The following is a 24,913-nucleotide window of genomic DNA, read 5'->3' as shown; positions in this document are numbered from 1 at the left end:
GATAATCGAATTACGGAGGAATAAACGATGCAGAATTATCAGAATGCACCATTCAAACCTACCCCCGAGTCCGGTTTAACGACCGCAGCGGTGACGACCCAGCTAACTAAATTCGGCAAAAATGAATTAGTGGCTGCGCGCCCCGTACCGTTATGGCGTAAAATTTGGCAACATATGAGCGACGTTTCATCGCTAGTGTTATTATTTGCAGTTGGTTTAGCCACGTACTTGGCGCTTGCCCAGAATGGGGGCTGGACAAAGACCATTGTGATTGGCGCCATTTTAGTTATTAATGTCTGTATTGGTTTGTACCAAGAAGCGTCCGCAGAAAAGTCGTTGGCGGCACTGAAGTCAATGAGTTTACCCACAGCTAATGTTCGACGGGATGGGAAGGTACAAACGATTGCGGCACCAGAAATCGTTCCCGGTGATTTAGTGCTACTAAAAGCGGGTGATCAGGTTCCAGCCGACGCAGTCGTGTTAGAGGCCACGAACTTAGCCGTTGATGAGGCAGTCTTGACAGGTGAAAGTGAAGCCGTTGAAAAAAGTGTTTATCAAGATACCGGTGAGCTGGACGATGACTGTCAAGTGTATGCAGGAACGGCCGTTACAGCTGGTACCGCATTGATTCAGGTCTTAACGACCGGAATGGCCACAGAGTTAGGTCAAATTGCAGGTTTGTTGAACAAGACGAAGCAACGGGCCACACCATTACAGGGGCGGCTTAATCGGCTATCAAGCTGGTTAACGACATTTGCCGTCTTAGGTGGTATTACGATTTTTGCGCTGAGTGTTTGGGTGCAAAACCAAGGTTTGGCCGATAGCTTGATGATTGGGGTTTCATTAGCGGTCGCGGCCGTGCCAGAGACTCTGCCGATCATCGTGACCATCAGTCTTTCACACGGTGTTCGACGGATGGCAGACAGAAATGCTATCATGCGCCGAGTTAGCGCCGTTGAAACGATTGGGAGTGTCGATGTAATCGCGTCTGACAAGACCGGAACCTTGACGCAAAATCGAATGACAATTACAAAATATTGGACGCCGACCACGGGCATTATGACGACCGAACAGCCCTTGCCATCAGCGGGACAAACATTGATGCGTTACTTGGGCCTGGCGACGAATGCCGAGATCAACCACGTTGATGGTGAAGAACAAGCCATTGGGGACGCCACCGAACTAGCCGTTATACGATGGCTGGCTCAGCATGATTTAGACCGGCCCAGCTTGGAAGAAGCGGCCCCGCGAATTGCGGAAGACCCGTTTGATTCGACTAAGAAGATGATGACGACGGTGCATGAATTAGCGCATGGTCAACGGTTAGTTATCGTCAAAGGGGCATGGGATCGGTTACCACTGAAGCCTGACCAAGCGAGCCTAGCCGCTGGACAAGTGGCCCACGATGAATTTGGACAAGCGGCGCTGCGCGTGTTAGCTGTTGGCTATCGCATCATTCCCGCGGATGTCCAAACTACTGACTGGGACGACCTGACAGCTGACCTCCAATTGGCAGGATTGATTGGTTTGATTGATCCACCACGACCAGAAGTGATTCCGGCCATTCGAGCAGCCAAACAGGCGGGTATTTTTCCAGTTATGATCACGGGAGATCATTTGGTTACTGCGAAGGCTATCGCTGAGGAAATTGGCATTTTGACCCCTGAGCTGCAAGCAATTAGCGGTGATGAGTTACGCCAATTGAGCGATGAAGAATTGACGGCTCAGATTGAACAGATTGCAGTATACGCCCGGGTTTCGCCGAGTGACAAGATCAGAATCGTTCAGGCTTGGCAAAGTCTTGGTAAGACGGTTGCGATGACCGGTGATGGTGTCAATGATGCGCCGGCATTGAAGGCGGCGGATGTTGGGATTGCAATGGGAATTACGGGTACCGAAGTATCTAAGGAAGCCGCTGACATGGTGTTAACGGATGATAATTTTGCGACGATCATGGCAGCAGTTAAGGAAGGCCGGACAGTTTATCAGAATATCATTAAAGCCGTTGAATTCTTGGTAGGTGTCAACTTTGCACAAATCTTCTTGATGGTAGGTGCCGTCCTCTTCGGTTGGGGGGCGCCACTGTTAGCAGAACAATTGCTGATTATTAACGTACTTGCTGATGGGATCCCAGGATTCTTTATTAGCCAAGAGCCAGGTGAACCCCAAGCCATGCAACAACCACCAGTAGCCAATGACGAAAGTATTTTAGCTCGGGGCCTTGGTCAACGGTTGTTTATCCGGGCAGCGACCTTTACCGTACTAACCCTCGGAATTTACGCATTTGGCCGCTTTGGCTTAACAAATGGTCAAGCCCCAGTCGGGATGACGATGGTCTTTCTAGTATTAGCATTAGGATCAATGATCGACATCTATGCAATCAAGGATCGCCGACCACTCAGCTGGTCAAGCATGACGCGTAATCCGATGCTGAACCGAGGATTGCTGTTAGGAATTCTAGTGGTCTTGGCAATTGCAGTGATCCCACCGTTCCGTAGTTTCTTCAGCTTAGTGACACTACCCGCGTTAGGCTGGTTAACGGTGCTAGTAGCCACGCTGATTCCAACAGTCGTACTGGAACTCAACAAGCGCTGGCAGGCACGGCGACAGTCACGCTTAGTCGTGAATACCGCTGAATAAGAATAATCAATTCAAGTTAGTTAAAATGCTGCTTACAAACGTTATTCGTTTGCAAGCAGCATTTTTTCGTGTCATTAAGTTGTGTGCTTAAAATACTGGCCGGTGAGCGGGCTTAGAACGTAAGTCATCACAATTGTAGGCAGATAATTCTTTTAGACCATCTTTACTAGCATCGAAATAGGCCGTCAATCCTTGGGCAATCATTAAGTTGAGTTCTTTATTTGCATCAAACTGAACGACGATGACGGGTGTCTTTTCAGCCACGGCCGCACCGATTTCAAACATCGTGCCAGAATCTGGTTCATTGGTTGCACTAGTCATGTCGAAGTCAAGAATGGCGACAACGACATCAGCCCGATGAACTTGACGCATATCAGATGCGTAGACGTATTGTTGCCAAGCCCGACTACCAAAAGGTTCTTCTTCAAATTGATGTTCTTCTGGAATGAAGATTCCATCCGGATTGATCGTCGGGTTAGCCAATAGCGCCGACTTCACTTGTTGGATGCGTTCCTTCTGAGCCTCGTCAAAAAACGGTGCAGCTAGGTAAACGTTATTCATAATGATTTCCTTTCTGGATAACAAAATTTTGATAAGCCTATTTTAGCGGAAACATGGGGTGGCTTTCAAGCCTTGATTTGGCGTAAATCATTATTAAACGGTGCTTATTTTGGGATTGCTGTTCGTCCGCCGATGCGCGTTCTATTCCGACCTCCGGGGCTGGGTGACAATTGCTGGAACGTAAGCCGACGTCGATTTGAGCTAACGCACAACCCGCGTCATCTCAAATACGAGTCTTATTCTAAGCCGGAAGAAAATCACTTCCGACTAAGAATAATTTGGCTACTGAGCATTGTCACCCAGCCCCTCCGGTCGGTAAGCCGCTCGAATGGCAGATGAACGGCCACTTAACTTGGTGCAATTGGTCGTTGGCTATTTTGATACGGGAACTTTGAGCGAGACATTAGGGTTACCCTAACCACTTTGTTGAGGCGTTCTATTATTACTATAGTAATTCCGAATTAGCGAGCTACCCCAATATCTTTGCGACCTAACAGTTGATTAATAAAATTACTGTTTATGAAGAACAATGACAAACTCATCAAAAGTTGGGTACATCTTCGTCAGCCATTCGAATACCATCCCGACTGGAAGGCATTTCTGACAATGCCCAGTGGTGAAATTTCACTTAGCAAGCGTCTTGTGCTTGGTTAGTGAAAGGCCAGTATTTAAGACGTGGGCTTCGGCTTAAATCTGTGCCCACCACGTTCCGGCAATTGGCAGAAATGCCTGGAGGTCGGTGTAGGACGAACAAACTAAGCAGATTTACGCTAACCCGAACTGTTTCCAGCGGGCCTAAGCTGGCTGCTTTTGAGATTACAAAACAAGCACCGTTTAATAATTTTTGATGCGACTAATAATTAGCAGAACAGATATATAGATTATAATTCTATTTATAATAGGGTGATGATTAGATATTGTTGAATTAAAATCTAAATTGGGCTAAATTAAATAGGGTAGTGAGGAGGATTGGATGATGGCGGAATTTGGATTAACTAGCAATTATTTACTTTCGTGGGAAGAATTGCCTGCGGTGCCCGTTTATATGGAACAGTTGTTGCAACTTGTTAATGAAACGATTCAGCCGCTGGGGTTGCCTGCCGTAACGAAGACGATGATTAATAGTTACGTGAAACAACATTTTTTCAGTCGGCCGGTTGGACATCGGTATACCCGAAATCAGATTGTGGCGGTGTTGGTCGTTTCAATTTTGAAGACTGATTTTTCATTGCCAGTAATTAGTAAAGCGATTTTGCAGATTCGTGATTCGCGTCAGATTGAGCCACGATACCAACAGTTTCGGCAAGCATTTGAGTCTGGGCTTGCTGGACAACCGGTTGTCTTATCGACGGTTGACCCGTTGGCACGGGCAATTCAATTAGCGGCGCAAACGGTGGCGGCGCACTTATTAACGATTCGGACGCTTAATGAATTGACGGATTGAGTTGCGATAATCGCATGTTTGAGAATAGCGTTTGCTAGTATCGCTATGGCTATTTGTAGCGTATTTGAACTGAAGCGAATTAGGTTTAGGAGAAGAGCTTAGGTATGAAAGAGAGAAAGAGAATATGACAACACGCAAAAAATGGACGATTGCGCTCATTGCATTTTTGACCGTAATCGTCATCGGGGTCGCGGGCGGTAGTTTTTATTTATATCACTTTGCATTTGAACCCACCCCGAAAGTTTTGAACCACAGTTCTAGTAAGAGTAAAAGTAAGTTGAAGCAGAACCAAGCGTGGCTGAAACGGGTCAACAAGCAGACCTGGCATGAGACGTCCGCAACGGATCATTTGAAGTTAGTTGCGGACTACGTACCAGCTGCGCACCGGACCAACAAAACGATTATTGTGGCGCACGGTTACATGGGCAACAAGGAGCAGATGGCGAGCTATATTCGATTGTGGCATCGCCAAGGATATAACGTGCTGGCGCCAGATGATCGGGGCAATGGTCAGAGTCAGGGGGACTACTACGGTTTTGGTTGGCCTGACCGGTTGGACTATCTAAAGTGGACGCGACAGGTGATTCGTCGCGTCGGTCAAAATAGTCAGATTGGACTCTTTGGGGTTTCAATGGGCGGTGCGACCGTCATGATGATGAGTGGCGAGAAACTCCCGTCACAAGTTAAAGCGATTATTGAAGATTGTGGCTATACCAGTGTTGGTGATGAATTGGGATATGAGTTGAATCAACTGTATCACTTACCGAAGTTTCCGTTGCTGTATACGGCGAGCTGGGTGGCCCAGGCGAAGGCCCACTTCAACTTCATGACGGCTAGTTCAGTAAACCAGCTCAAGAAGAATAAATTGCCGATCTTCTTTATTCATGGTGCTAAGGATACTTTTGTCCCTACGAAGATGGTATATCAGAACTATCACGCTACGACGGTGAAATCCAAGCAACTATGGGTGGTTCCAGGAGCTGGGCACGCGGAATCATATACACGTTATCCGCAACTATATCAACAAAAAGTAAGTCAGTTCATGGCGAAATATTTGAAGTAAACGATAACGCAATTGCATAACTAATCAAGGCCACCAATCAACAATAGCTGATTGGTGGCCTTGATTATGGTTAAGATACGCTAGTCGGATTAGTGTTTGTCAGCCGGTCGCGGTCTAGTTCGACCGTCGGGACTAAGCTGATAGCTTTTGAACGTGATAAATAGCGCGGTTAATCAACCGAGTGTTTGGCAAATGGGTGCCGCATACTTGGAATAAAAATCAGTACGCCGATGAAGTTGAGCAGTAATGACAAGGCGGTGAAGATAAAGACACCGTTGTAATCGAACCAGCCGGAGACGGCGCCCCCAAGTAGGGAACCGAGCATGCTGCCAGCCGCTTGGAAAGATTGGTTCCAACTGAAAATAGTGCCGGTTAACTCGCGGGGGGTATTTTTGGATAATAATGTTTGCACCGTTGGAAAGAGGGCCCCGTCAGAGATCCCAATCATGAAGCGCAATAGCCCTAATGCCCACACACTGGAGACGAAGCCTTGTGGGAAGTACATCAAAATGGCGAAGACGAAGCCAAAGACGAGGATACGGTCAGCTCCCCGGTGATCACCGAGCCGGCCGAGTCGCGGTGCCGATAGTAGTGTCGAGATGCCGGGTAATGCGGCAATGATTCCCGCAACGACGGTGATTGGGCCAACGTTATGCATCAGTTCTTTGACATACAGACTAATAATGGGCGTGATGGAATTGTTCCCCATTTGAATAATCATCGTGGAGACGAGCAGGGTGATAATCAAGGTTGGATTTTTGAATTGGCTGAGTAGACTGCCATCACGTTTAGCAATCGGCGTGTCGCTGGGTTTGAAGCTTTCGTGGACGAGTGTCAGACTCAATACGAAGACGATCAGTAGCAAAATTCCGGTGATGATGAAAGTCAAACGAATCGAGAAGACCTGGGCGAGCACACCACCGAGAATCGGGCCAATCAAGTTACCAGACACGTAACCGGTCGTTAGGATACCGATTGCGGTCCCACTATTTTCCTTCGGCGTCTCGGTAGCAATCAGGGCACTGGCATTGGGAATATAGCCGGCACACAGGCCTTGTAAGAACCGAAGTAGAATAAGCATCCAGATGTTGTGGACAAACCCCATTGCACCGATAACAAAGGCCATCCCAAGCGAAGAGCGCAGCAGCATGATTTTGCGACCACGCCGGTCAGCGAGTTTACCCCATAATGGTGAGACAACAGCGACGACAAAAAAAGTCACTGCGTATGTAATACCACTATACATCGTGAGTTCGTTTTTGGAGAAATCCCCCATTTGACCAACGTATAATGATAAGAATGGCATGACTTCAGAAAATCCCATTCCGGCGATAAATGTTCCTAGCCAGAGAACAGCGAGATTCCGGCGCCAGCCTGTCAATGCGCCCTTCACAATCTGTCACTTCCTTAATTAACTTATTAAGATTATTTTAATGCGAATTTAAGTTTTGTGCAATTAACTAACTTAGTTAAATAGACTTGACCAAGCGTCACTAAAAAAACTACAATGGAAAACATTGTAGAAAGGGTGAACGATGTGCAGCAAGAGTCAAAGTATCAAATAGAAGTGGTGGCGCCTAAGCACCGACACATGTCTAATTGGGACATGTTTGCAACTTGGATTGGCGCCAATGCCAATAATGGCACGTGGTACGTTGGTGGTGTATTGGCTGCGTGTGGTTTATTGACGGCGCTTAAAGTGATTGTAGCATCGTCCACGCTATCGTATTTATGTTTATCGTTAGTCGGCTTCATGGGGTATAAGACTGGCGCGGCGACGATGAGTTTGATTCGTGGTTCCTTTGGTGTGCGGGGTAGTTACGTTCCGTCCTTTGTGAACTTGACCCAGTATATCGGCTGGACAGCGGTGAACACGTTCATTGCAGCGACTTCTGTCAGTTACTTGTTGCATGACCTAGTTAGTTGGCCAGTCTATGGTAAACCCGGTGGGGCTAAAGGCCTGATCCTCGGGATTATCGTCATGAGTGTGCTACATTTGTTGAGTGTTTCGGTCGGTCAACGGTCAGTTCAGATGATTGAACGCTTAGGTATTATTCTCGTCATCTTATTTGTTTTATGGGAGACGGTCGTCGTATTTCAGACGGTCTCAGTGCATGATTTGTTAACGTGGCGCGCCCCGACACATTTACATATGACGGCGGGGGCTGGGATGGATACGCTAGCGGCGTTCAACTTGTCATGGGTGACAGCGGGTGCTGATTTTACACGATTCACGCGTAAAAAGAGTGGCGCGACTGGCATGCCATTTTTAGGGGCCTTTACCGGCTTGTTCTGGTTCGCCTTTATCGGGCTTGCCGCGACGATCAGTATCGCGATTACTTCTGGAACTTATGATCCTAATAACTCTGACCCGAGTACCATTGCGAGTCGACTAGGCTTGGGGGTATTAGCACTACTGGTGATTGTCTTAACGAGTATGACGGCGAACGCGGTAAACTTATTGGCGGCTGGTTCGGCGCTGTCGAATATCTTCCCACGGATTCGGTTACGACCAGCACTGTGGGCCGTGACGATCATTGCCACGTTAGTCACACTGATTCCTTTAGTTATGGGGAGCTTTTTGGCTGCATTTACGGCGTTCCTAGATTATATTGGGATGGTGCTTGGACCGATGATCAGCGTGATGTTAGTCGATTACTATTGGCGGCATCGTCAGCACTATGATGTCAACGAACTGGCGAGCTCTAAGGGGCAGTATTGGTATCATCATGGGGTGAATTGGATTGCGCTATTATGTTGGGTACTCGGTGTGGTCATCTTCTTGTTATTAAAGCACGTTGCCTGGATTGCAACGGTGACCGGTGCAACCTTTATTGATATGGCGCTTATCGGCATTATTTACGTGGCTTTAATGCGAATTTTCTACCCGTTACCTGCCAAACGTGTCTAATTGGATTACAATGGATAAGTAAACGAAATTAGAACGAGGGGTGTCATGATGTTTAAATTAAATGATATTGATGACGTATTAAATAATTTAGGTGACCACGCGGACTTTGCGACGATTGCCAAAAAAGAAGCCGATTTGGGCGTTCAACATTTTCAATATGATGTTGCAACGGGTGCCACAACGTACTTTGGCGAGAACGGTTATATTGTGGAACGGCGGACGAATGGCTTAGCGGCCCGAGTCGCTCGGGAAGAGGATGCCGCGGCAGTTGAACAAACCGCAAAGCAATATATCGCCGGCCAGTTGGCTCTAGCAGACGCTGTCAAGCAGTTGGCCAAGGCCGGGTGTCAATCCTGGACCGCGAACTTAAAACGCCACATCGTTGATTTTAGCGGTGATGAGGGTAAGATCATGGCGGCTGTGACTTTCTAAATTATTAATTGAGATACTAAAAAATGCAGGCTATCCGCTTTTAACTGGGTCGCCTGCATTTTTGTGTTAGCTTAAGTTTAATAGCCAGCCTGATGATACTGTTTGCTTAATTGGCGTTCTAAGCTGAGTAAGGTCAGCGGACTTAGCCGCCGTAACTGATCAGAATGATAGCGCATGACTAATTGTTCAGGACTATTGATCGTAATACTAGTGACACCGTTTAAGCCCTGAAGCGCGCTCTGAATGGCCTGCTGGAGCTCCGGATGCTGGGGCCAGACAGGGGAGGTCAGCATAACGAGACCGTGTTCAGGATGTTGATACGTGACCTGATATTTGTTGAGATAACGCTGAAACATGTCTTCTGGGTTCATGAACGATTCCTCCTCGGATTGGTTACTAGTAACGACGAGCCACGGTTTAGTTTATAACCCAAACCAGACGACCCAAACAAAGAAGCCAGCTAGGCACAAAAAGGCAATACCAATGAGCACCCAAATCGTACCGTTCAGCTTCTTGGTGTGGCGATAGTAGTAAATACTGAGTATGCCACATAGTATGGCTAGGATGATGCTGGTGCCAATGATTAAACCAATTGTCAATTCCATAAATTACTTTCGACTCCTCGTATTATCAGTTTAATTGTGCATTAAAAAGCCGCAAAGTGCAATGATTTGTCAAGATTCCTAGTGTGGAAGTTCGCCAAGCGTTGCACCGGTGATTGACGGACTGTCGACTTGGCTGACTGGACCGGCATCAATTCGGGAACAAGTGCTGGTAAGGAATCGGCACAAATCAGTTGAATGATAATCGATCGTAAAATAAAAAAACTAGGCTGCTTATAATTAGCAGCACTAGTTTTGATTAATGACAGTTAGTTAGTCGTTTTTTTAGACAAACGGGTTGCAAGCAACAAACCGGCGAGCGCTAAAATAAACGTAAAGTAGAACCCGTAATGGGCACCGTTAACGAACGCGCTAGCAGCTTGATGACCCCCATTGGCGTAGTAAGAAGCTTGGCCAATGCCTAATAAACTCGTGGCAATTGCGGTTGAAATGGCACCAACAACTTGTTGTAGTGTGTTCATGATCGTACTACCATCGGCGGCAATCGGACCCGTCAAGGAGTTTAAACCATGCGTTTGTGAAGGGGACATCGCTAATGGTGCCCCAATCATTAAGATAACGTGAGCCAAAATAACGTACCAAGTTGCACTCTGCGTGGTTGTCAGCGCCAACATGAGGGCGCCAACCATTGAGATCAAGAAACCCAGCATTGCGGGAGTGCGGGCACCAATCGAGTCATATAAGCGACCTGAGACGGCCGACACAATTGCGTTCATCAAGCCACCGGGTAACATGATGACCCCAGTCAAGGCAACGGGAATCAACAGTCCCTTTTGAATGTACATTGGGAGTAAGTACATGGCCGATAAGATAATCCCAAAGTTGATCATAACGAGGCAAGCGCCAACCCGAAAACCAGGAATGGCGAATGTCTTAAGGTTCAGAATTGGCGAGTCCATGGTGAGTTGTCGATGGGCATACCAAGCCAGAATAACCAGTCCCAAAATTAAGGCACCTAGAACGGCGGGCGATCCCCAACCTTGATCACTAGCAAGGCTAACACCAACAACCAGGCTACCAAAGCCGACCATTGAAAGTAGGATGGATAAGAAGTCCACTTTTGGCCGGGTCACTTTTGCAATGTTTTTAAGTGAAGTGACGGCAAAGAGAAAGGCAATAATCAAGAATGGGATAAAGAGCCAAAAAATCCACCGCCATGAGGCCAATCCTAAGATGGCCCCAGCAATCGTTGGACCAACGGCCGGTGCGAACATAATGACTAAACCGACCATCCCCATAGCTGCCCCTAATTTGTAGGGTGGAAAAATCTGCATGGCCACGGTAAACATGAGTGGTAAGATTAGGCCAGTTGCGATACCTTGAACCATTCGACCGAATAATAACACGCCAAAGCCAGGCGCTGAAGCTGAAATGATTGCACCAACGGCGAAGTCAATCAAGGCAAATAAAATCACTTGGCGGGTCGTAAACCACTTAGTGATCAAGCTCGATAGCGGAAGGACGATCCCAATCATAAGCATGTAACCGGTTACCAACCACTGAACGGTTGCCGTTGACACGTGTAGCTGAGCCATCAATTGGGGGAGGGCGATGTTCAGTGATGTTTCACTAAACATCCCAACAAAACCACCAATTAACATCCCCATCATGGCTAGCATGGGATGGGCAACGGGAACGCGGGCCCGTTGTTTAGCTTGCGGGCTACTTTGTACTGAATCCATTATATTGTTCACACTCACTTTCCTGAATACAATGGGTTAGCATACCAGAAAATTATTTTTTTCGTAAGTGTTTTTTCTGAAAAAAGAGGATTGATTTACGGTAGTTTGAAAACCATCACTCAACTAGTGCGTCTGTGACTGCAATTGTCGGTAGTTTCATTGAACGAGAAAGGTAGCACGTAATGGTTGTTAAAATAGTGTTTTTGTATGTAAATAGGCCACCTCAGTGTCAAACTAAGGTGGCCTATTATAGGTGGTTGCTAAGCAAAATCAGGTCCGCAGGCGGATCAGTTATGTTCAACAATCGTTATGTTTTCATCCAAGCACGATGGTTACACTTTAGCTTCGAATTGGTGTCCACATTGGGGGCAAGTTATCCGAACGCGACCATGATGACGCGGAATCCGAATCCGTTGGTGACACTGTGAACAGCGGAAAAAGCGGTATTGCCAATGCTGCTTGACCTGGTATTTTAAACGGCTGAATGGGCGAACAATCGGTGACCAAAAGCGCTGAAAGCCGCGATTGATCGCAACTTGCTGATAAATCTTTTTAGAGAACAAACGCCAGTAACTAATACCGATGAGTATCACGGCAATTAAGAGTAGCCACCCGGTGCGAATGAAAAAACTGATGACGATCAATAGTAAAGCGAGATTGTTTAAAAAGCGGTTTAACGTATCGTTTTGACCGTACCGTCCACGCATCCATGATCGTAGTCGCTGTAATAGTTTTGAGTTTGGTTTCAAATGCTGAACCCCCGTCACTAAAATAATTAATATTTAGTAGCATAACATAGTTTTTCAACAGATAAATAATACCTGTTTGTGCCACTAACGGTGTATACTTAAGCATATTATAGTAAATAGAGGGAAAAACATGTCAACACAATCACAAATCACGCAAACGCAGGTGCTCGATGCTATCAGCCGTGCGGCACTGATGTTGGAGCGCCAAGACGCAGCGCAAAGCGGGTTACAACTGTTGCTCAATGAATTTCGGCGGAGTTTATTACAGACGAGCGGACAAGCCGCCACGACGGTATTGTATCACGGCAAAATTAAGAGCTACCTATTACAACATCCGAGCAATTATCCAGATAGCGTCGCGGCGTTATCATCATTATTAGATCATTTTGTTGCGGCTCAGTAATTAGGGCCGTTTTTTTGCGCCAATCAAGTTATTAACCTAACTAGTGATGATTTGGGTAGTGGTTAATAGCAGTCAATGTTGATATTAGAAAGAAAATTGCGCTATGCTAGATGGTGAACCATGCGAGGGTGATAGTTGCTTTTTTACGTTTACGGTTGTAAACTACAGTTAATTTAATTCGAAGGGTGGTCAAACCATTGGAAGCACAAACTAAAATTGAAATCAGTGATGCCGAATGGGAAGTCATGCGGGTTGCTTGGACGTTGGGCAATGTCACGAGTAGTCAGGTCGCTGAGATCATGGCGGATAAGATGGGATGGAAGACAGCAACGGTCAAGACACTGCTTGGACGGCTCGTCAAAAAAGGTGCGTTACGTGCTGAAAAGAATGGTCGCGCGTTCAATTATTATCCAATGGTTGAGGAACAGCCATCGATGGATGAAGCCGTGGGCACCCTCTTCGGTCATTTATGTCAGATGCGCGTTGGTCAAACGTTGGTGGACCTTGTTAACCAAACGGAATTGAGTCAAACGGATATCGCCGCTTTACAGGCAGTATTGGCTGAAAAAGCCAAGGATGCGCCAGAAATGGTGGACTGCGATTGTGTGCCGGGGACGCGGTGCTAACGTGGTTATAACTGAATATTGAAGTAACACTGAATGTCATGCTTGGATTTTTAAATCTGAACATGACTTTTTTGATGCTAATGATTTTAAAGATACTTGGCTAACTGATTATGGGAGTAATCTTGCAAGCCGTAATGTCACAGCACGTTTAACGGAAGAACTTGTTTTCAAAATAAGGTACTCAGCAAACCCATGAATGATGGCGAAACTTCAAGAAAGTGTTTTTCTTGACTTTTACCGTCTACAATTGTAAACTTTAGCCATAAATTACAGATGTAGACAGTCTGACTAGGGGAGGTCGCTATTATGAAAGACATGGATATGCAACACATGGCGCACCATGATTCAGATGACATGGGTGACATGGATATGGGTAACGGTGAGATGATGCACATGGGTAATCTGAAACTGAAATTTTGGGTTTCGTTAGTTCTGACAATTCCAATCGTCATCATGAGTCCAATGATGGGCGTCAATTTGCCGTTTCAAATCGTTTTTCGGCCGTGGTCCGATTACATCGTGGCGATTTTGGGTACGATCCTGTTTCTATACGGTGGGCAACCGTTCTTCAGCGGTGCCAAGGCCGAGGTCAAAAATCATAAGCCTGCCATGATGACGTTGATTACGATGGGGATCAGCGTGGCATACGTCTACAGTATCTATGCGGTGATTGCCAACGACTTATTAAATGCAAAACCAATGGTGACCGATTTCTTCTGGGAACTAGCGACTTTGATTGTCATCATGTTGTTAGGCCACTGGATCGAGATGAATACGGTCATGAACGCGGGCTCAGCGGTAGACAAACTCGCAAAATTGTTACCAAGTACGGCGCATAAGTTAGTTGATGGGCAGGTTCATGACGTCGCGATTGCTGACCTAGCTAATGGTGATCAAGTTCAAGTCCGGGCTGGTGAACAAATTCCAGCTGACGGCACAGTGTTAAATGGTGCGACTAGTGTGAATGAAGCGATGGTTACTGGTGAAGCTAAGTTAGTTGAAAAACGCGCTAAGGATCAAGTTGTGGGTGGTTCAGTCAATGGTGATGGGACGTTTGAGATGAAAGTCACCGGGACTGGTGAATCCGGATACTTAGCCCAAGTCATGAAGTTAGTCAGTGACGCACAGGCGGCCAAATCGTCGCAAGAAAATATGGCGGATAAAGTGGCTGGACTCTTGTTCTACGCTGCCTTGACCGTTGCAATCGTTGCCTTTATCGTCTGGTTACTCGTGGGCAATCTGGCGTTAGCACTATCAATTGCGGTGACAGTGCTCGTGATTGCTTGTCCTCACGCTTTAGGATTGGCAATTCCATTGGTAGTGGCACGGAGTACGGCGATTGCGGCCAGCCACGGGTTACTGATTCGTAATCGGGACGCGATGGAACAAGTCAAAAAGTTGAACTACGCGTTGATGGATAAGACCGGGACATTGACAGCTGGTAACTTTAAGGTCGCTGATTATCAAAGTAGCGCCGACCGGCTAACTGCGGACGCAGTCTTGGCGATGATGGCCGGTTTGGAAAATGGCTCTAGTCATCCCTTAGCTGTCGGAATTCTTGCTGCCGCTAAGGAACATCAGTTAACCCCTAAGGTTAGTCAGGATGTTCATCAGATTACTGGTGTCGGGTTAAGCGGCACGATTGATGGGCAGACGTATCAGATCGTTTCGGCTGCTTACTTGGATAAACAAAATTTAGCCTATGACCAGCAAACGTTCAATCGACTGGCAAGTGCCGGTAACTCAGTCAGTTTTTTGATTCAGGAGCAGACAGTCTTAGGTTTTGTCGCTCAGGGTGACCAGATCAAGCCGGAAGCCAAGAACTTGATCGATAGTTTGAAGGCCCAAAACATTACCCCAGTAATGCTAACCGGTGATAATCCGCAGAGCGCCCAAGTCGTTGCTAAGCAGCTCGGAATTACAGAAGTGCATGCGGGTTTATTGCCTGAAGATAAGGCTAAGCTCGTTCAACAGTATCAGGCTGATGGTAGCCACGTTATGATGATTGGCGATGGTGTTAACGATGCCCCTAGTCTGGCCCGGGCAGATATTGGCGTTGCCATTGGGTCTGGGACTGACGTTGCTATTGATTCTGCTGATATCGTTCTCGTTAAGAGTAATCCAAATGATGTGGTCGATTTCTTGGATCTGGCCCGGCGAACGACCCGGAAGATGGCGCAAAATTTATGGTGGGGTGCTGGATACAATGTCATCACAATCCCCTTGGCTGCTGGTATTCTCGCACCACTCGGCTTTATTTTGAACCCGATGTTTGGTGCGGTAGTGATGTCATTAAGCACGGTAATCGTGGCAATTAATGCGATGACGTTACGATTAAAAGACTAAGGTAAACTGATTGACGTAAATTAATTTGTGCAAATGTGTGTTTATAATGGGTTTAGATGCTAGAATAATAGTATTTAAATCAAGGATGTGAAACCCATGTGTACTAGTTTAACGATTCAAACCACGGCGGGTGATCAGTTTTTAGCACGCACCATGGACTTTGCTTTTGAACTTGGTGGTCGACCAGTGGCAATCCCACGGAATCACCACTTTGACAGTGTTACCAATGCGGACGGTTTTGATAGCCCGTATAGCTTTGTTGGAACGGGCCGTGACTTAAATGGCTATATCTTTGTCGATGGTGTCAATGAGCACGGGGTCAGTGCTGCTGCACTCTATTTCTCGGGACAAGCTCACTTTACTCAGCAGACTAAGGCTGGCAAGGTTAACTTGGCACCCCACGAAGTTTTAATGTGGATTTTAGGAAACGTGAAGAGCACCGCTGAATTAGGCGAACGGATTGCTGACTTGAACGTGATGGAAGCCGCCGCACCACTATTGAATATTGTGGTACCACTACACTGGATCATTAGTGACAAGAGTGGTTCTACTTACGTCTTAGAATTGGAAAATGACGGTGTTCACTACATGAAGAATCCGGTGGGCGTCATGACGAACACACCAGATTTTGAATGGCATCTCAAGAATTTGAGTAATTACGTCAACTTACAACCCGGCCCTCATCCTAGTCGTCAATACGGTGACATGACGGTGAATCCTTTCGGTCCTGGAACTGGGGCGTTGGGAATGCCTGGTGACTATACGTCAGTTGCACGCTTCGTTCGGACGGTCTTCATGCGTGAACATACGGATGCAGTAACGACTGATGCAGAAGCTGTCAACGCATTATCACACATGCTGAACTCAGTGGAGATTCCTAAGGGCGTTAAGATGCAAGATAACGGGACGCCAGATTATACCCAGTACCGCGCCTATATGAGCATGAATGAACCAGCATTTTACATGCAACCATACGCGGATCAGACGATTACGCGGGTCGAATTGACACCAGCTTTAATGACGGCCGCGCAACCGACTGAATTTGAATTAAAGACAACCCAACAGTTCCGGTTAGCAAACTAAGTTGGAATATATTAGGGTCAAAATATGAAAGCAGCACCGTTAGCATAAAATGCTAACGGTGCTGCTTTTTTTGATTCTAGGCAGAATAGCACTTTCAATGACCTATAATAATTATTCAAATTAACTTTAATAATTAAATGGTGGTACACTATATTATAGTTTAGGGATACGTAACTTATACTCGATAATGATTACAAATAAGCCTTGCATTTTCTTTCTGAAAGATATAATATTTACTAGGTAATAATGATTATAAAGTATCTACGGAGGCGGCAAACATGAAAAAAAGGATGTCTTTGGCACAGCGGGTTAATATTTTGCGAGCAAGTGTCATGGGAGCGAATGATGGTATTCTATCAGTTGCCGGCATTGTTGTTGGCGTTGCGGGGGCAACCACCAATAGTTTTTCGATTTTAATATCTGGACTAGCCGGGATGTTGGCTGGGACGATTTCAATGGCCATGGGTGAATACGTCTCCGTGAATACGCAAAAAGATTCACAAAAAATGGCGATTACTAAGCAGAAGGCAGCACTTGCCGATGATTATGAAGCAGAAGCGTCGCTAGTCGTACAAAAATATGTCGATCAAGGAATCAGTAAACCGTTGGCGCAACAAGCAACCCGGGAAATGATGGCGGAAGATGCGCTGACTACGACGGTGCGTGAGCGCTATGGTTTCAATCCGAACCAGTTCATCAGTCCGTATGCGGCTGGTATTGCGTCGATGATTGCCTTTCCCACTGGCTCAATTTTGCCATTAGTTTCGATCACCTTTTTCCCACCACGGGTGAAGGTGGTAGCAACGGTGTTGGCTGTCGGAATTGCATTAATGATTACGGGATACGTTGCGGCGATGCTGGGTAATGCTAATCGTCGGCGCGGAATGGTTCGTAACGTCGTTGCCGGGTTATTGACGATGATCGTAACGTACTTTATTGGTCACTTATTTGCTTAATTAAAGGGTCAAGGGGAGCGAGCTTATGCAACTGACAAGGACAAAGTCTGAGAAGACCAAACAAACGATGGATGAGAAGTTAAACTCATTACGAGCAGGTGTCTTAGGTTCTAATGATGGTATTTTAACCGTTGTGGGGGTGCTGTTTAGTGTGGCGGCCGCCACGACTAATCAGTTCACGATTTTTATTGCTGGATTATCTGATTTATTAGCCTGTGCTTTTTCGATGGCGTCAGGAGAATATGCTTCGGTCAGCACGCAGAAGGACACTGAAAAAGCCGTGGTTGAAAAGGAGCGGCAATTGCTGAAGACGGATTTTGAGGGTGAATTGCATGCTGTTCAACGCCACTATATGACTCTTGGCGTGACGGAAGAGACGGCGATGGCGATTGCACGCGATTTGTTAACTAAAAAACCATTGGCAACCGTTGTCAGCATCAAATATGATATGCAACTAGGACACTATATGAATCCTTGGGATGCAGCGTTTGCATCGCTATTCTCAGCGTCAGCAGGAGGCGTCTTCCCGTTGCTCGCGATGACGTTTGCACCGGCTCATTGGCAGTGGCCGGCAACAATTATCGCGGTGTCCGTTGCCGTGGCCTTAACAGGATATTTATCGGCCGTATTAGGTAAGGGCAATGTGAAGACGGCGGTGATTCGCAACGTGCTCGTTGGGATCGTGACGATGTTCATTCACTACTACGTTGGGACGCTCTTTTAAGTCGCTTGCTCTAAGCACGACTTGTCGGCGATTAAACACCGGTCTTATGGGGATACGGTGTGGTAAAAACGGCATCAGGATGGGCACAAATTGTTAGGAACTTAGGGACGGATTTAAATAAAACTGGGTCGGTCAACCGCTGTGGTTACCGACCCAGTTTTATTTAGTGGCGTGTGAATTCCGTGTGATTACATATAATGAGTGATGAAAGTTCGGGTTTAGCGGTGCTTTTAGCTGATAGAACGTAATTATGATAAAGATTGCTGAATCTTCCTAAAAAACAACGCACGATTTTCAGTGAGTTTTAATTAAGTCCCGGTATAATATTGCCATTAATTAAATTGAGGTAGAGCGAAATTGGAAAATATGACAACTAACCGGTATATGAAGGGCATCATGTGGGCGATGTTGGCTTCGACCCTGTGGGGTATCTCAGGGACGGTGATGCAGTTCGTATCACAAAATCAAGCTATCCCAGCTGATTGGTTCCTATCTGTAAGAACGTTATCCGCTGGAATCATTCTGCTAGCGATTGGATTTGTGCAACAGGGCACCAAAATCTTCAAGGTTTTTAAGTCGTGGGCGTCGGTTGGCCAATTAGTCGCATACGCGACAATGGGATTGATGGCGAATATGTATACTTTCTACATCAGTATTGAGCGCGGAACCGCCGCTGCCGCTACCATCTTACAATACCTAAGTCCCTTATTTATTGTGTTAGGGACACTGCTGTTCAAACGGGAACTACCCTTACGAACTGATCTGATTGCATTCGCGGTCTCTCTGCTCGGGGTGTTTCTAGCAATCACGAAGGGCAATATTCACGAACTGGCGATTCCGATGGATGCACTTGTTTGGGGCGTCCTTTCAGGGGTAACGGCGGCCCTATACGTGGTCTTACCACGAAAAATCGTTGCTGAAAATTCGCCGGTCGTGATTCTCGGCTGGGGGACATTGATCGCGGGAATCCTCTTTAATCTATATCACCCGATTTGGGTCGGGGCACCGAAAATCACGCCAACGCTCGTGACTTCAATCGGCGCCATCGTGTTGATTGGGACGATCTTTGCCTTCTTATCACTATTGCATAGTCTTCAGTACGCGCCGTCCGCGGTCGTTAGTATTGTCGATGCCGTTCAACCAGTGGTGACCTTTGTGCTAAGTATCATCTTCTTAGGTTTACAGGTGACGTGGGTCGAAATCCTTGGCTCATTGTTGGTGATCGTTGCCATCTATATCTTGCAGCAGTATCGAAGTGATCCGGCTAGTGATTAGTCACTAGCGTTTAGTAATGAGAGCAATTGGCTCGCGTTTAGTTAGCGCGGTCGTTGAAAAAATATCAGTAATTTGTAAAGTGACCAAAAATAAAAGCTGCGCGTCAGAATTGAGTATTCTGATGCGCAGCTTTAATCATAATGTGTGTGGATTAAAGTTATCTTGCATATTGATGGTTGGCAAGCCGTGCTACGCTAACACCAGTTTTCGGGCGGGGGCGTGCATCTTAATGACTTCGGCGCCTAGATCAGTATAGGGTTGACCTTCAGCAATCAACCCGAACTTCTCGTAGAACTTCTGGGCGTGTGTCTGGGCATCGATTTCGATGGTGGCGGCACTGTAATGGACCTTGAGAATCGCCATGACGTGATTCATGAGTTGTTTACCAAGGCCGGTCCCACGATAGTAACTGTCAGTCGTTATCCGGCCGAATGAAACGACGCCGGCATGCTCGTAAATCCGGGCGTAAGCGACGAGTTGTCCTTGATCGTAAGCGAATACGTGTCGCGCATCCAAGTCGGTATCATCGGGATCCTGATAAGATCGCGCTTGTTCTTTAACAAAGGTCTTGGCGCGAAGTTGATAAATATCATGCAGTTGGGTGGTGGTTAGACCATTAAATTGCTTAACATACCATTTTAAATTCAAGTGAAAGCCTCCTTGAAAACTGAAGAATATCGCCAGTTATTTTCAAATTGAGTCTATAATTTAACACTTGGATTTTTGACCGTCAACTGCAAAGACCCGCGATTTATCAGCAGTTACGAGCGCTGCTTTGGATGAAGAAAACATGAGAACGAGTTGTTAGTTATATCAGTAAATTGATCAATTGATCGGCAGCTATCGTTAGTTAACTATCTAGATATTATCATTTTTCTCATAAATTAAGGCACAACAAAAGCAGCACTGGCATTAGCTGTCGCGGTGCTGCTTGCCGGTTTACAGTTTTTTACAGGTGCAATGCTTAATACCAAGCGGGTTTGTCACCGTCAGTGTTAGGCTTGTTAACCCCTAAAGATGCGCGAACACTGTCCGTTGGATCTTGTGCTAATTTAACGACGAGTGCTGCGATGCTCTTACGAGAAACCTCAGTTCCTTTGAACGGTTCATGGCGCTGGGTCGTTTCGTAGTCGATTTCGTCTTTATTGGTCAACCACGCGGGCCGAATGATTGTGTAGTCGAGATTGGAATCTTCTAGAACTTTGGCTGCGGCATAGTAGCGCGTCAGGTAGCTCCCCAGCGTCGCGTTGTTCCATTGACCGAACTTGCCGGGAACTTCATCATAGATTCCCAAAGTCGAGATCCAAATAAGCCGCTTGAGCCCACTAGCATGCATTGCCTTTAACACTGTTTCGGCCTGCTGCTTGATATTTTGACCAGCCAGATTAGCGTAAACGATGTCTTGCCCCGTCATCGCCTGCGTTAGTTTAGCTTCATCGGTCGTGTCACCATCGATAATCGTCACCCGGTCAGATTGTTGGTCCGCGACCCGGCTACTATTACGTAAGTAAAGTGTCAGATTATCAGTCGTGTTGGCTAAAAATTGTTGTTCGGCTAAGCGAGCAATCTGGCCCGCAGCCCCTAAGATCAATACTTTTGTCATATAATCCCCTCCTGAACAACTTAACTGTAAACTTAATAATTACAGAATGCAAGTAAGCAGTTTCAAAAAAGTTAAGCAAATTTGTGCCACTTTTTGAATTTAGACTTATAATGAAGTTGTAGCGAGGTTGTACTTCGCTGTCCAAGATAAAAGAGGCGATAATCATGGCACAAAAGCTTAGCAAGGAACAAAAAAAGGCTATGATTCAAAAAGCCGAAGAAGAACGTGCAAAGCATCCAAAGAAGAAGAGTGGCGTTTCCGGTTTCGAAACGATCGATGAAGATGCTAAAAAGTTATCTAATAACTAATAATTAGCGTGATTCTTCAGTTAGGGCGAGACATTGGTCGCGCCCTTTTATTTTGTCCAAAATGAGTGTACGGGATCGCCTGGTGATGATTGACTGGTTCGAGCAAAATTGCAGTTGGCACGGAGACTGATGGTCGGTTGTTAGCAATGCTATGACAGCCATCCATTTGAATAGCTGTCACATCAGTCTTGCAGTATAATAGCGGTAATTAATGATGGGGGTGACGCAAATGGATCAATTTACAGCGTTTATGGCGCAGCTTGATAAGACGTTGGCACAAGAGCAATTATCGTCTACTGATCTGGTGTACGTGCCAGTAACCTTTAGCTTCCATAATCAGCGCTTACAGGTTGCCATTAATATGCTCCAAACTTCATTTAATCAGGGTAATAATGTATTTGGGGTGCCTGATATTCTGGATCGAATCAGAATGTTGGTCGGTTTGGAATTAGCTGATCGCCCGCAGTCTCGCTGGCCTACAAAGCGGACGACCCAAGCGTTAACGATTACACCACATAAAATGGTCCGGGTGATTCCAGTTGATATGCGGGCGTACCAAGTCGAATAATTAGCACTCGAGTGTCTAGAGTGCTAAATTGTTGCAATCTTGATGAAAGGGCCTATTATTAATGATGTAAACAAGTTGAAAGGGTGATTGCATAATGGCTAACGATATGATGAATTGGCACAATGATTTATTTGATCGGTTGAATGATTGGACTAAGATGGACGATTTGGTTAATGGACTCGGTCGGACATTCTTAAACACGGGAAGTCATGGGTCGGTCTTAAAGACTGATATTAAAGAAAATGACGATCAGTACACGATGAAAGTCGATGTTCCCGGAATCGATAAACAAGATATTGCTTTGAAGTATCGGGATGGCACATTATCGATTGCTGTAAAACGCGATAGTATTAGTGATGAAAGCGATAAAGATGGTAATATTATCGCGAGTGAACGTCAAACCGGTCGCTTTGGTCGGCAATATTCTTTACCAGACGTTGATGTCGACAAAGTAGAAGCACGGTATGAAAATGGTGTGCTGCAGTTAACTTTGCCAAAGAAGGCGGCTGCGGATACGCACCATATTGAAATTCAATAATGACTCATGCGGCGACTTACCACGATTGGTGGTGGGTCGCCGTTTCATTGTGTTTGCAACAAATGAAACGGTTACAAAAGTTTGTAAAGTTTTGATGAAATCTGGAGGCAGATACTCACATCTTTGCTGAATTTCTGGTACAATTTAATCCTATCGATATATCAATCGAACTGAATATTGGTAACGATAGGGTAAGTTTGTTGTCGGATTTGTAAGAAAGTAGGAATGCGTGATGACGGAAGGTTTTAGACCGAGTCACCCTAAGATTGAGATTGACGATGACCCTGGAATACGGGCTCAAATCGAAGCTTTGACTGGTGAACTCTCACAACAACAATTGGCTAAATGGGCGTTAATTATCGCCAAGAAAGCCTTGCAGTATGTTGATAACCAACAGAAATATGATCGACAATTGCGACTCGCAATTGATGCTAATGAATTGTGGCAAGTTAATCTTGTTAGTGGCTACCAGGTACGGCAGGCACTGACAAGATTGACTAAGTTAAGTGCAACGACGACGAGTTCCATTGGCGCGGCGGCACTGGACTGCGTTCGCTGGGCCGTAGCTTCCGCAGATGCGGATGAAAATGCGCTGCGGGCCTCGGACCAAGCAATTAAATTGGTTAATTTAACGCAACCCAATGACATGGTTGCGGTCACTGCCGAGCGTCAGTGGCAGTACGATCAGTTAGCTGGATTAGCAGCTAACATTCAGCAGGGGTTACGCCGTATGCTATAATCTTCACAGAGATTAAATTAGGTGGGGATATTTTATGGCAACGGTACATGCAGAAGCAAAGGCGGAGTTGTTACGTCAGTATCAAGAAATTGTAACGAAGTATTTAACGAATATTTCGGAAACAGTGGACGTGAAGGCGCATTTTGAATTAAAAAACGAACCAGGATTTAATTATTTTGTGGATTATTTGTTTTTAGCCAATGTTTGTTACCAAGCGAGTCTGGATATTTTGAATAATGAAGATCAAAAATATCCAGATATTAATAAGCGGCTAGCAGCGGTCATCTTAAAATACCCCGAGTATTTGACATTGGCCGTTTTCAATGCCGATTTCCAGGATGAAAGTGTGACGGATCACTACGAAAAAACACTCGTAGATTTGGCTAACACTTTGGATTAATTTGTAAATAAGGTGGTCACGAACTTCGGATAGACGAAGCCTCGTGGCCTTTTTTGGAGGGTTAGTAATGATTGAATGGGATGCGGCAACAATTAAAGATTTTCAGACGACGCTATTAGATTGGTTTGATCACGAAGGCCGCGATTTACCATGGCGACATGACCATGAGCCTTACCACGTCTGGGTCTCTGAAATTATGTTACAGCAGACGCAGGTTCAAACTGTGATTCCTTATTATCAGCGCTTTATGGCACTTTTTCCAACGGTAGCGGACCTAGCTGCCGCACCTGAGTCACAGTTGTTAAAGGCGTGGGAGGGCCTGGGTTATTATTCACGTGTCCGCAATATGCAACGGTGTGCCAAACAATTGTTAACCGATTACGATGGACAGTGGCCTCAAACTGCCGCTGAGCTGACGGAGTTGATTGGGATTGGCCCGTACACTGCAGGAGCGATTGCCAGCATTGCGTTCAATGAACCAGTTCCAGCTGTGGATGGTAATGCCTATCGCGTCTTTAGCCGGTTGCTCAAGATTGATGCGGATATTGCGAAGCCCCAGACCCGCGCTGTTTTTGAACGGGTAATCAGTCAGATTATTTCACAAGAGCGACCTGGAGATTTTAACCAGGCGATTATGGACCTCGGTTCAAGCTACATGACAGCGCGGCAACCAGATACGGCTCATTCGCCGGTCAAACGCTTTAATCAAGCTTATTTGGATGGGGATGAGTTAGCCTATCCGGTCAAGACGAAGAAACCGCGGCCCAAGCCGGTTGCTTACGTGGCGGTATTAGCTAAGATGCAGGATCAGTGGTTGATGACGAAGCGACCGAGTAACGGGATGTTGGCTAATTTATGGACGGTTCCCTTGATTCCGATTGCAGATTTAGACTTAGATGATGATTACCAACCTGAAGAACTAGTTACGGCGGTAGAAAATTATTTTAAACGTGAATATCAGCTCCAGCTAACGGCCCATTATCTGACCGGGCGGCCTGTGACCCATACGTTTACGCATCAGAAGTGGACCATTCAAGGTTTGAGTGGTCAAGTTGGGTTAAGTGACTTAGCCTACTTTGCTGGTCAGACCTTTACGTTGATTGAGCGGCAGAAACTTCCAATGCCTAAGGTTCAAGAAAAAATTTTTGCACGCTATTCAATTGATTAATTCAGTCAACATTAAATACTTTTCACCCTTCAGATGTGCTATGGTTGTGGTAGAATATAGCAAATCAATAT

At 46.0% G+C, this 24,913-nt stretch carries 26 protein-coding genes; 18 read left to right on the top strand and 8 right to left on the bottom strand.

The window, feature by feature from the left end; all coding sequences use genetic code 11:
* The first annotated feature begins 27 nt into the window (after nucleotides 1–27).
* Nucleotides 28–2,640 carry a cation-translocating P-type ATPase gene (locus V7R88_RS13580; RefSeq protein ID WP_057717367.1) on the top strand — a complete coding sequence of 871 codons (2,613 nt, stop codon included), beginning with the start codon at nucleotides 28–30 and terminating at the stop codon, nucleotides 2,638–2,640.
* Between the two features lie 87 nt (nucleotides 2,641–2,727).
* Here V7R88_RS13580 and V7R88_RS13575 read toward each other — a convergent pair whose 3' ends face one another.
* Entirely contained in the window at nucleotides 2,728–3,201 is a 474-nt protein-coding gene (locus V7R88_RS13575; RefSeq protein ID WP_003645545.1) for a nucleoside 2-deoxyribosyltransferase, read from the bottom strand.
* A gap of 973 nt (nucleotides 3,202–4,174) precedes the next feature.
* On the opposite strand from V7R88_RS13575, the gene V7R88_RS13570 reads away from it, so the two are divergent.
* Both V7R88_RS13570 and V7R88_RS13565 read left to right on the top strand, forming a co-directional pair.
* A complete protein-coding gene (locus V7R88_RS13570; RefSeq protein WP_057717282.1) occupies nucleotides 4,175–4,645 on the top strand; it encodes a DUF1836 domain-containing protein in 471 nt (156 codons plus the stop codon).
* A 124-nt stretch (nucleotides 4,646–4,769) separates the two neighbouring features.
* The gene (locus V7R88_RS13565) at nucleotides 4,770–5,708 is read left to right on the top strand and encodes an alpha/beta hydrolase (protein ID WP_057717283.1); all 939 of its coding nucleotides are present in this window, start codon (nucleotides 4,770–4,772) and stop codon (nucleotides 5,706–5,708) included.
* A gap of 169 nt (nucleotides 5,709–5,877) precedes the next feature.
* Here the strand turns inward: V7R88_RS13565 and V7R88_RS13560 are convergent, their stop codons facing one another.
* Nucleotides 5,878–7,101 (bottom strand): MFS transporter, encoded by a 1,224-nt coding sequence (locus V7R88_RS13560; protein ID WP_057717284.1) that lies wholly within the window; start codon nucleotides 7,099–7,101, stop codon nucleotides 5,878–5,880.
* Between the two features lie 144 nt (nucleotides 7,102–7,245).
* Here V7R88_RS13560 and V7R88_RS13555 point away from each other — a divergent pair, with 144 nt between their 5' ends.
* Nucleotides 7,246–8,619: a cytosine permease gene (locus V7R88_RS13555; protein ID WP_057717285.1), complete on the top strand. Its 1,374-nt coding sequence runs from the start codon at nucleotides 7,246–7,248 to the stop codon at nucleotides 8,617–8,619.
* A gap of 48 nt (nucleotides 8,620–8,667) precedes the next feature.
* On the top strand, nucleotides 8,668–9,051 hold the full coding sequence (locus V7R88_RS13550) for a DUF1398 family protein (RefSeq protein ID WP_054396347.1): 384 nt from the start codon (nucleotides 8,668–8,670) through the stop codon (nucleotides 9,049–9,051).
* Between the two features lie 77 nt (nucleotides 9,052–9,128).
* On the opposite strand, the gene V7R88_RS13545 is transcribed toward V7R88_RS13550, so the two are convergent.
* The 4 genes from V7R88_RS13545 to V7R88_RS13530 all read right to left on the bottom strand — a co-directional run bounded on the left by V7R88_RS13545 (nucleotide 9,129) and on the right by V7R88_RS13530 (nucleotide 12,105).
* The gene (locus tag V7R88_RS13545; RefSeq protein WP_057717286.1) at nucleotides 9,129–9,422 is read right to left on the bottom strand and encodes a hypothetical protein; all 294 of its coding nucleotides are present in this window, start codon (nucleotides 9,420–9,422) and stop codon (nucleotides 9,129–9,131) included.
* A gap of 51 nt (nucleotides 9,423–9,473) precedes the next feature.
* Nucleotides 9,474–9,656, bottom strand: a complete 183-nt coding sequence (locus V7R88_RS13540) for a hypothetical protein (protein ID WP_057717287.1) — start codon at nucleotides 9,654–9,656, stop codon at nucleotides 9,474–9,476.
* Nucleotides 9,657–9,922: 266 nt separating this feature from the next.
* A complete protein-coding gene (locus tag V7R88_RS13535) occupies nucleotides 9,923–11,356 on the bottom strand; it encodes a DHA2 family efflux MFS transporter permease subunit (protein ID WP_057717288.1) in 1,434 nt (477 codons plus the stop codon).
* Nucleotides 11,357–11,688: 332 nt separating this feature from the next.
* Nucleotides 11,689–12,105, bottom strand: coding sequence for a Zn-Finger Containing protein (locus V7R88_RS13530; protein ID WP_033098936.1), 417 nt, complete (start codon nucleotides 12,103–12,105; stop codon nucleotides 11,689–11,691).
* Nucleotides 12,106–12,235: 130 nt separating this feature from the next.
* Here V7R88_RS13530 and V7R88_RS13525 point away from each other — a divergent pair, with 130 nt between their 5' ends.
* From V7R88_RS13525 to V7R88_RS13495, 7 genes are all read left to right on the top strand, one after another.
* Nucleotides 12,236–12,508, top strand: a complete 273-nt coding sequence (locus V7R88_RS13525) for a hypothetical protein (RefSeq protein ID WP_003642973.1) — start codon at nucleotides 12,236–12,238, stop codon at nucleotides 12,506–12,508.
* 197 nt (nucleotides 12,509–12,705) lie between these two features.
* Nucleotides 12,706–13,134 (top strand): CopY/TcrY family copper transport repressor, encoded by a 429-nt coding sequence (locus tag V7R88_RS13520; protein ID WP_003645550.1) that lies wholly within the window; start codon nucleotides 12,706–12,708, stop codon nucleotides 13,132–13,134.
* 306 nt (nucleotides 13,135–13,440) lie between these two features.
* Nucleotides 13,441–15,480: a heavy metal translocating P-type ATPase gene (locus V7R88_RS13515; RefSeq protein WP_054396343.1), complete on the top strand. Its 2,040-nt coding sequence runs from the start codon at nucleotides 13,441–13,443 to the stop codon at nucleotides 15,478–15,480.
* A 96-nt stretch (nucleotides 15,481–15,576) separates the two neighbouring features.
* The gene (locus tag V7R88_RS13510; protein WP_003643511.1) at nucleotides 15,577–16,563 is read left to right on the top strand and encodes a choloylglycine hydrolase family protein; all 987 of its coding nucleotides are present in this window, start codon (nucleotides 15,577–15,579) and stop codon (nucleotides 16,561–16,563) included.
* A gap of 278 nt (nucleotides 16,564–16,841) precedes the next feature.
* The gene (locus V7R88_RS13505) at nucleotides 16,842–17,519 is read left to right on the top strand and encodes a VIT1/CCC1 transporter family protein (RefSeq protein WP_054396342.1); all 678 of its coding nucleotides are present in this window, start codon (nucleotides 16,842–16,844) and stop codon (nucleotides 17,517–17,519) included.
* A gap of 25 nt (nucleotides 17,520–17,544) precedes the next feature.
* A complete protein-coding gene (locus tag V7R88_RS13500) occupies nucleotides 17,545–18,243 on the top strand; it encodes a VIT1/CCC1 transporter family protein (RefSeq protein WP_003642968.1) in 699 nt (232 codons plus the stop codon).
* Between the two features lie 366 nt (nucleotides 18,244–18,609).
* Entirely contained in the window at nucleotides 18,610–19,518 is a 909-nt protein-coding gene (locus tag V7R88_RS13495; RefSeq protein WP_054396377.1) for a DMT family transporter, read from the top strand.
* Nucleotides 19,519–19,707: 189 nt separating this feature from the next.
* Here the strand turns inward: V7R88_RS13495 and V7R88_RS13490 are convergent, their stop codons facing one another.
* Together V7R88_RS13490 and V7R88_RS13485 are read right to left on the bottom strand one after the other, a co-directional pair.
* Complete coding sequence (locus tag V7R88_RS13490) at nucleotides 19,708–20,166, bottom strand: GNAT family N-acetyltransferase (protein WP_054396341.1); 459 nt, start codon at nucleotides 20,164–20,166, stop codon at nucleotides 19,708–19,710.
* A 316-nt stretch (nucleotides 20,167–20,482) separates the two neighbouring features.
* Complete coding sequence (locus tag V7R88_RS13485; RefSeq protein WP_054396340.1) at nucleotides 20,483–21,121, bottom strand: SDR family oxidoreductase; 639 nt, start codon at nucleotides 21,119–21,121, stop codon at nucleotides 20,483–20,485.
* A gap of 164 nt (nucleotides 21,122–21,285) precedes the next feature.
* Here V7R88_RS13485 and V7R88_RS13480 point away from each other — a divergent pair, with 164 nt between their 5' ends.
* From V7R88_RS13480 to mutY, 6 genes are all read left to right on the top strand, one after another.
* Nucleotides 21,286–21,429, top strand: a complete 144-nt coding sequence (locus tag V7R88_RS13480; RefSeq protein ID WP_003642964.1) for a hypothetical protein — start codon at nucleotides 21,286–21,288, stop codon at nucleotides 21,427–21,429.
* 211 nt (nucleotides 21,430–21,640) lie between these two features.
* Nucleotides 21,641–21,997, top strand: coding sequence for a hypothetical protein (locus V7R88_RS13475; RefSeq protein WP_057717290.1), 357 nt, complete (start codon nucleotides 21,641–21,643; stop codon nucleotides 21,995–21,997).
* A 94-nt stretch (nucleotides 21,998–22,091) separates the two neighbouring features.
* A complete protein-coding gene (locus V7R88_RS13470) occupies nucleotides 22,092–22,535 on the top strand; it encodes an Hsp20/alpha crystallin family protein (protein ID WP_060599108.1) in 444 nt (147 codons plus the stop codon).
* Between the two features lie 232 nt (nucleotides 22,536–22,767).
* The gene (locus V7R88_RS13465; RefSeq protein WP_003642961.1) at nucleotides 22,768–23,274 is read left to right on the top strand and encodes a putative immunity protein; all 507 of its coding nucleotides are present in this window, start codon (nucleotides 22,768–22,770) and stop codon (nucleotides 23,272–23,274) included.
* Between the two features lie 34 nt (nucleotides 23,275–23,308).
* Nucleotides 23,309–23,674 (top strand): hypothetical protein, encoded by a 366-nt coding sequence (locus V7R88_RS13460; protein ID WP_003642960.1) that lies wholly within the window; start codon nucleotides 23,309–23,311, stop codon nucleotides 23,672–23,674.
* A gap of 67 nt (nucleotides 23,675–23,741) precedes the next feature.
* Nucleotides 23,742–24,842, top strand: coding sequence for an A/G-specific adenine glycosylase (gene mutY / locus V7R88_RS13455; RefSeq protein WP_003643506.1), 1,101 nt, complete (start codon nucleotides 23,742–23,744; stop codon nucleotides 24,840–24,842).
* Nucleotides 24,843–24,913: the final 71 nt, after the last annotated feature.

Source organism: Lactiplantibacillus argentoratensis (assembly GCF_037290055.1).
Classification (GTDB): Bacteria; Bacillota; Bacilli; order Lactobacillales; family Lactobacillaceae; genus Lactiplantibacillus; species Lactiplantibacillus plantarum.
Note: the sequence above shows the minus strand (reverse complement) of the source record. Positions and strands in the feature narration are given on the sequence as shown.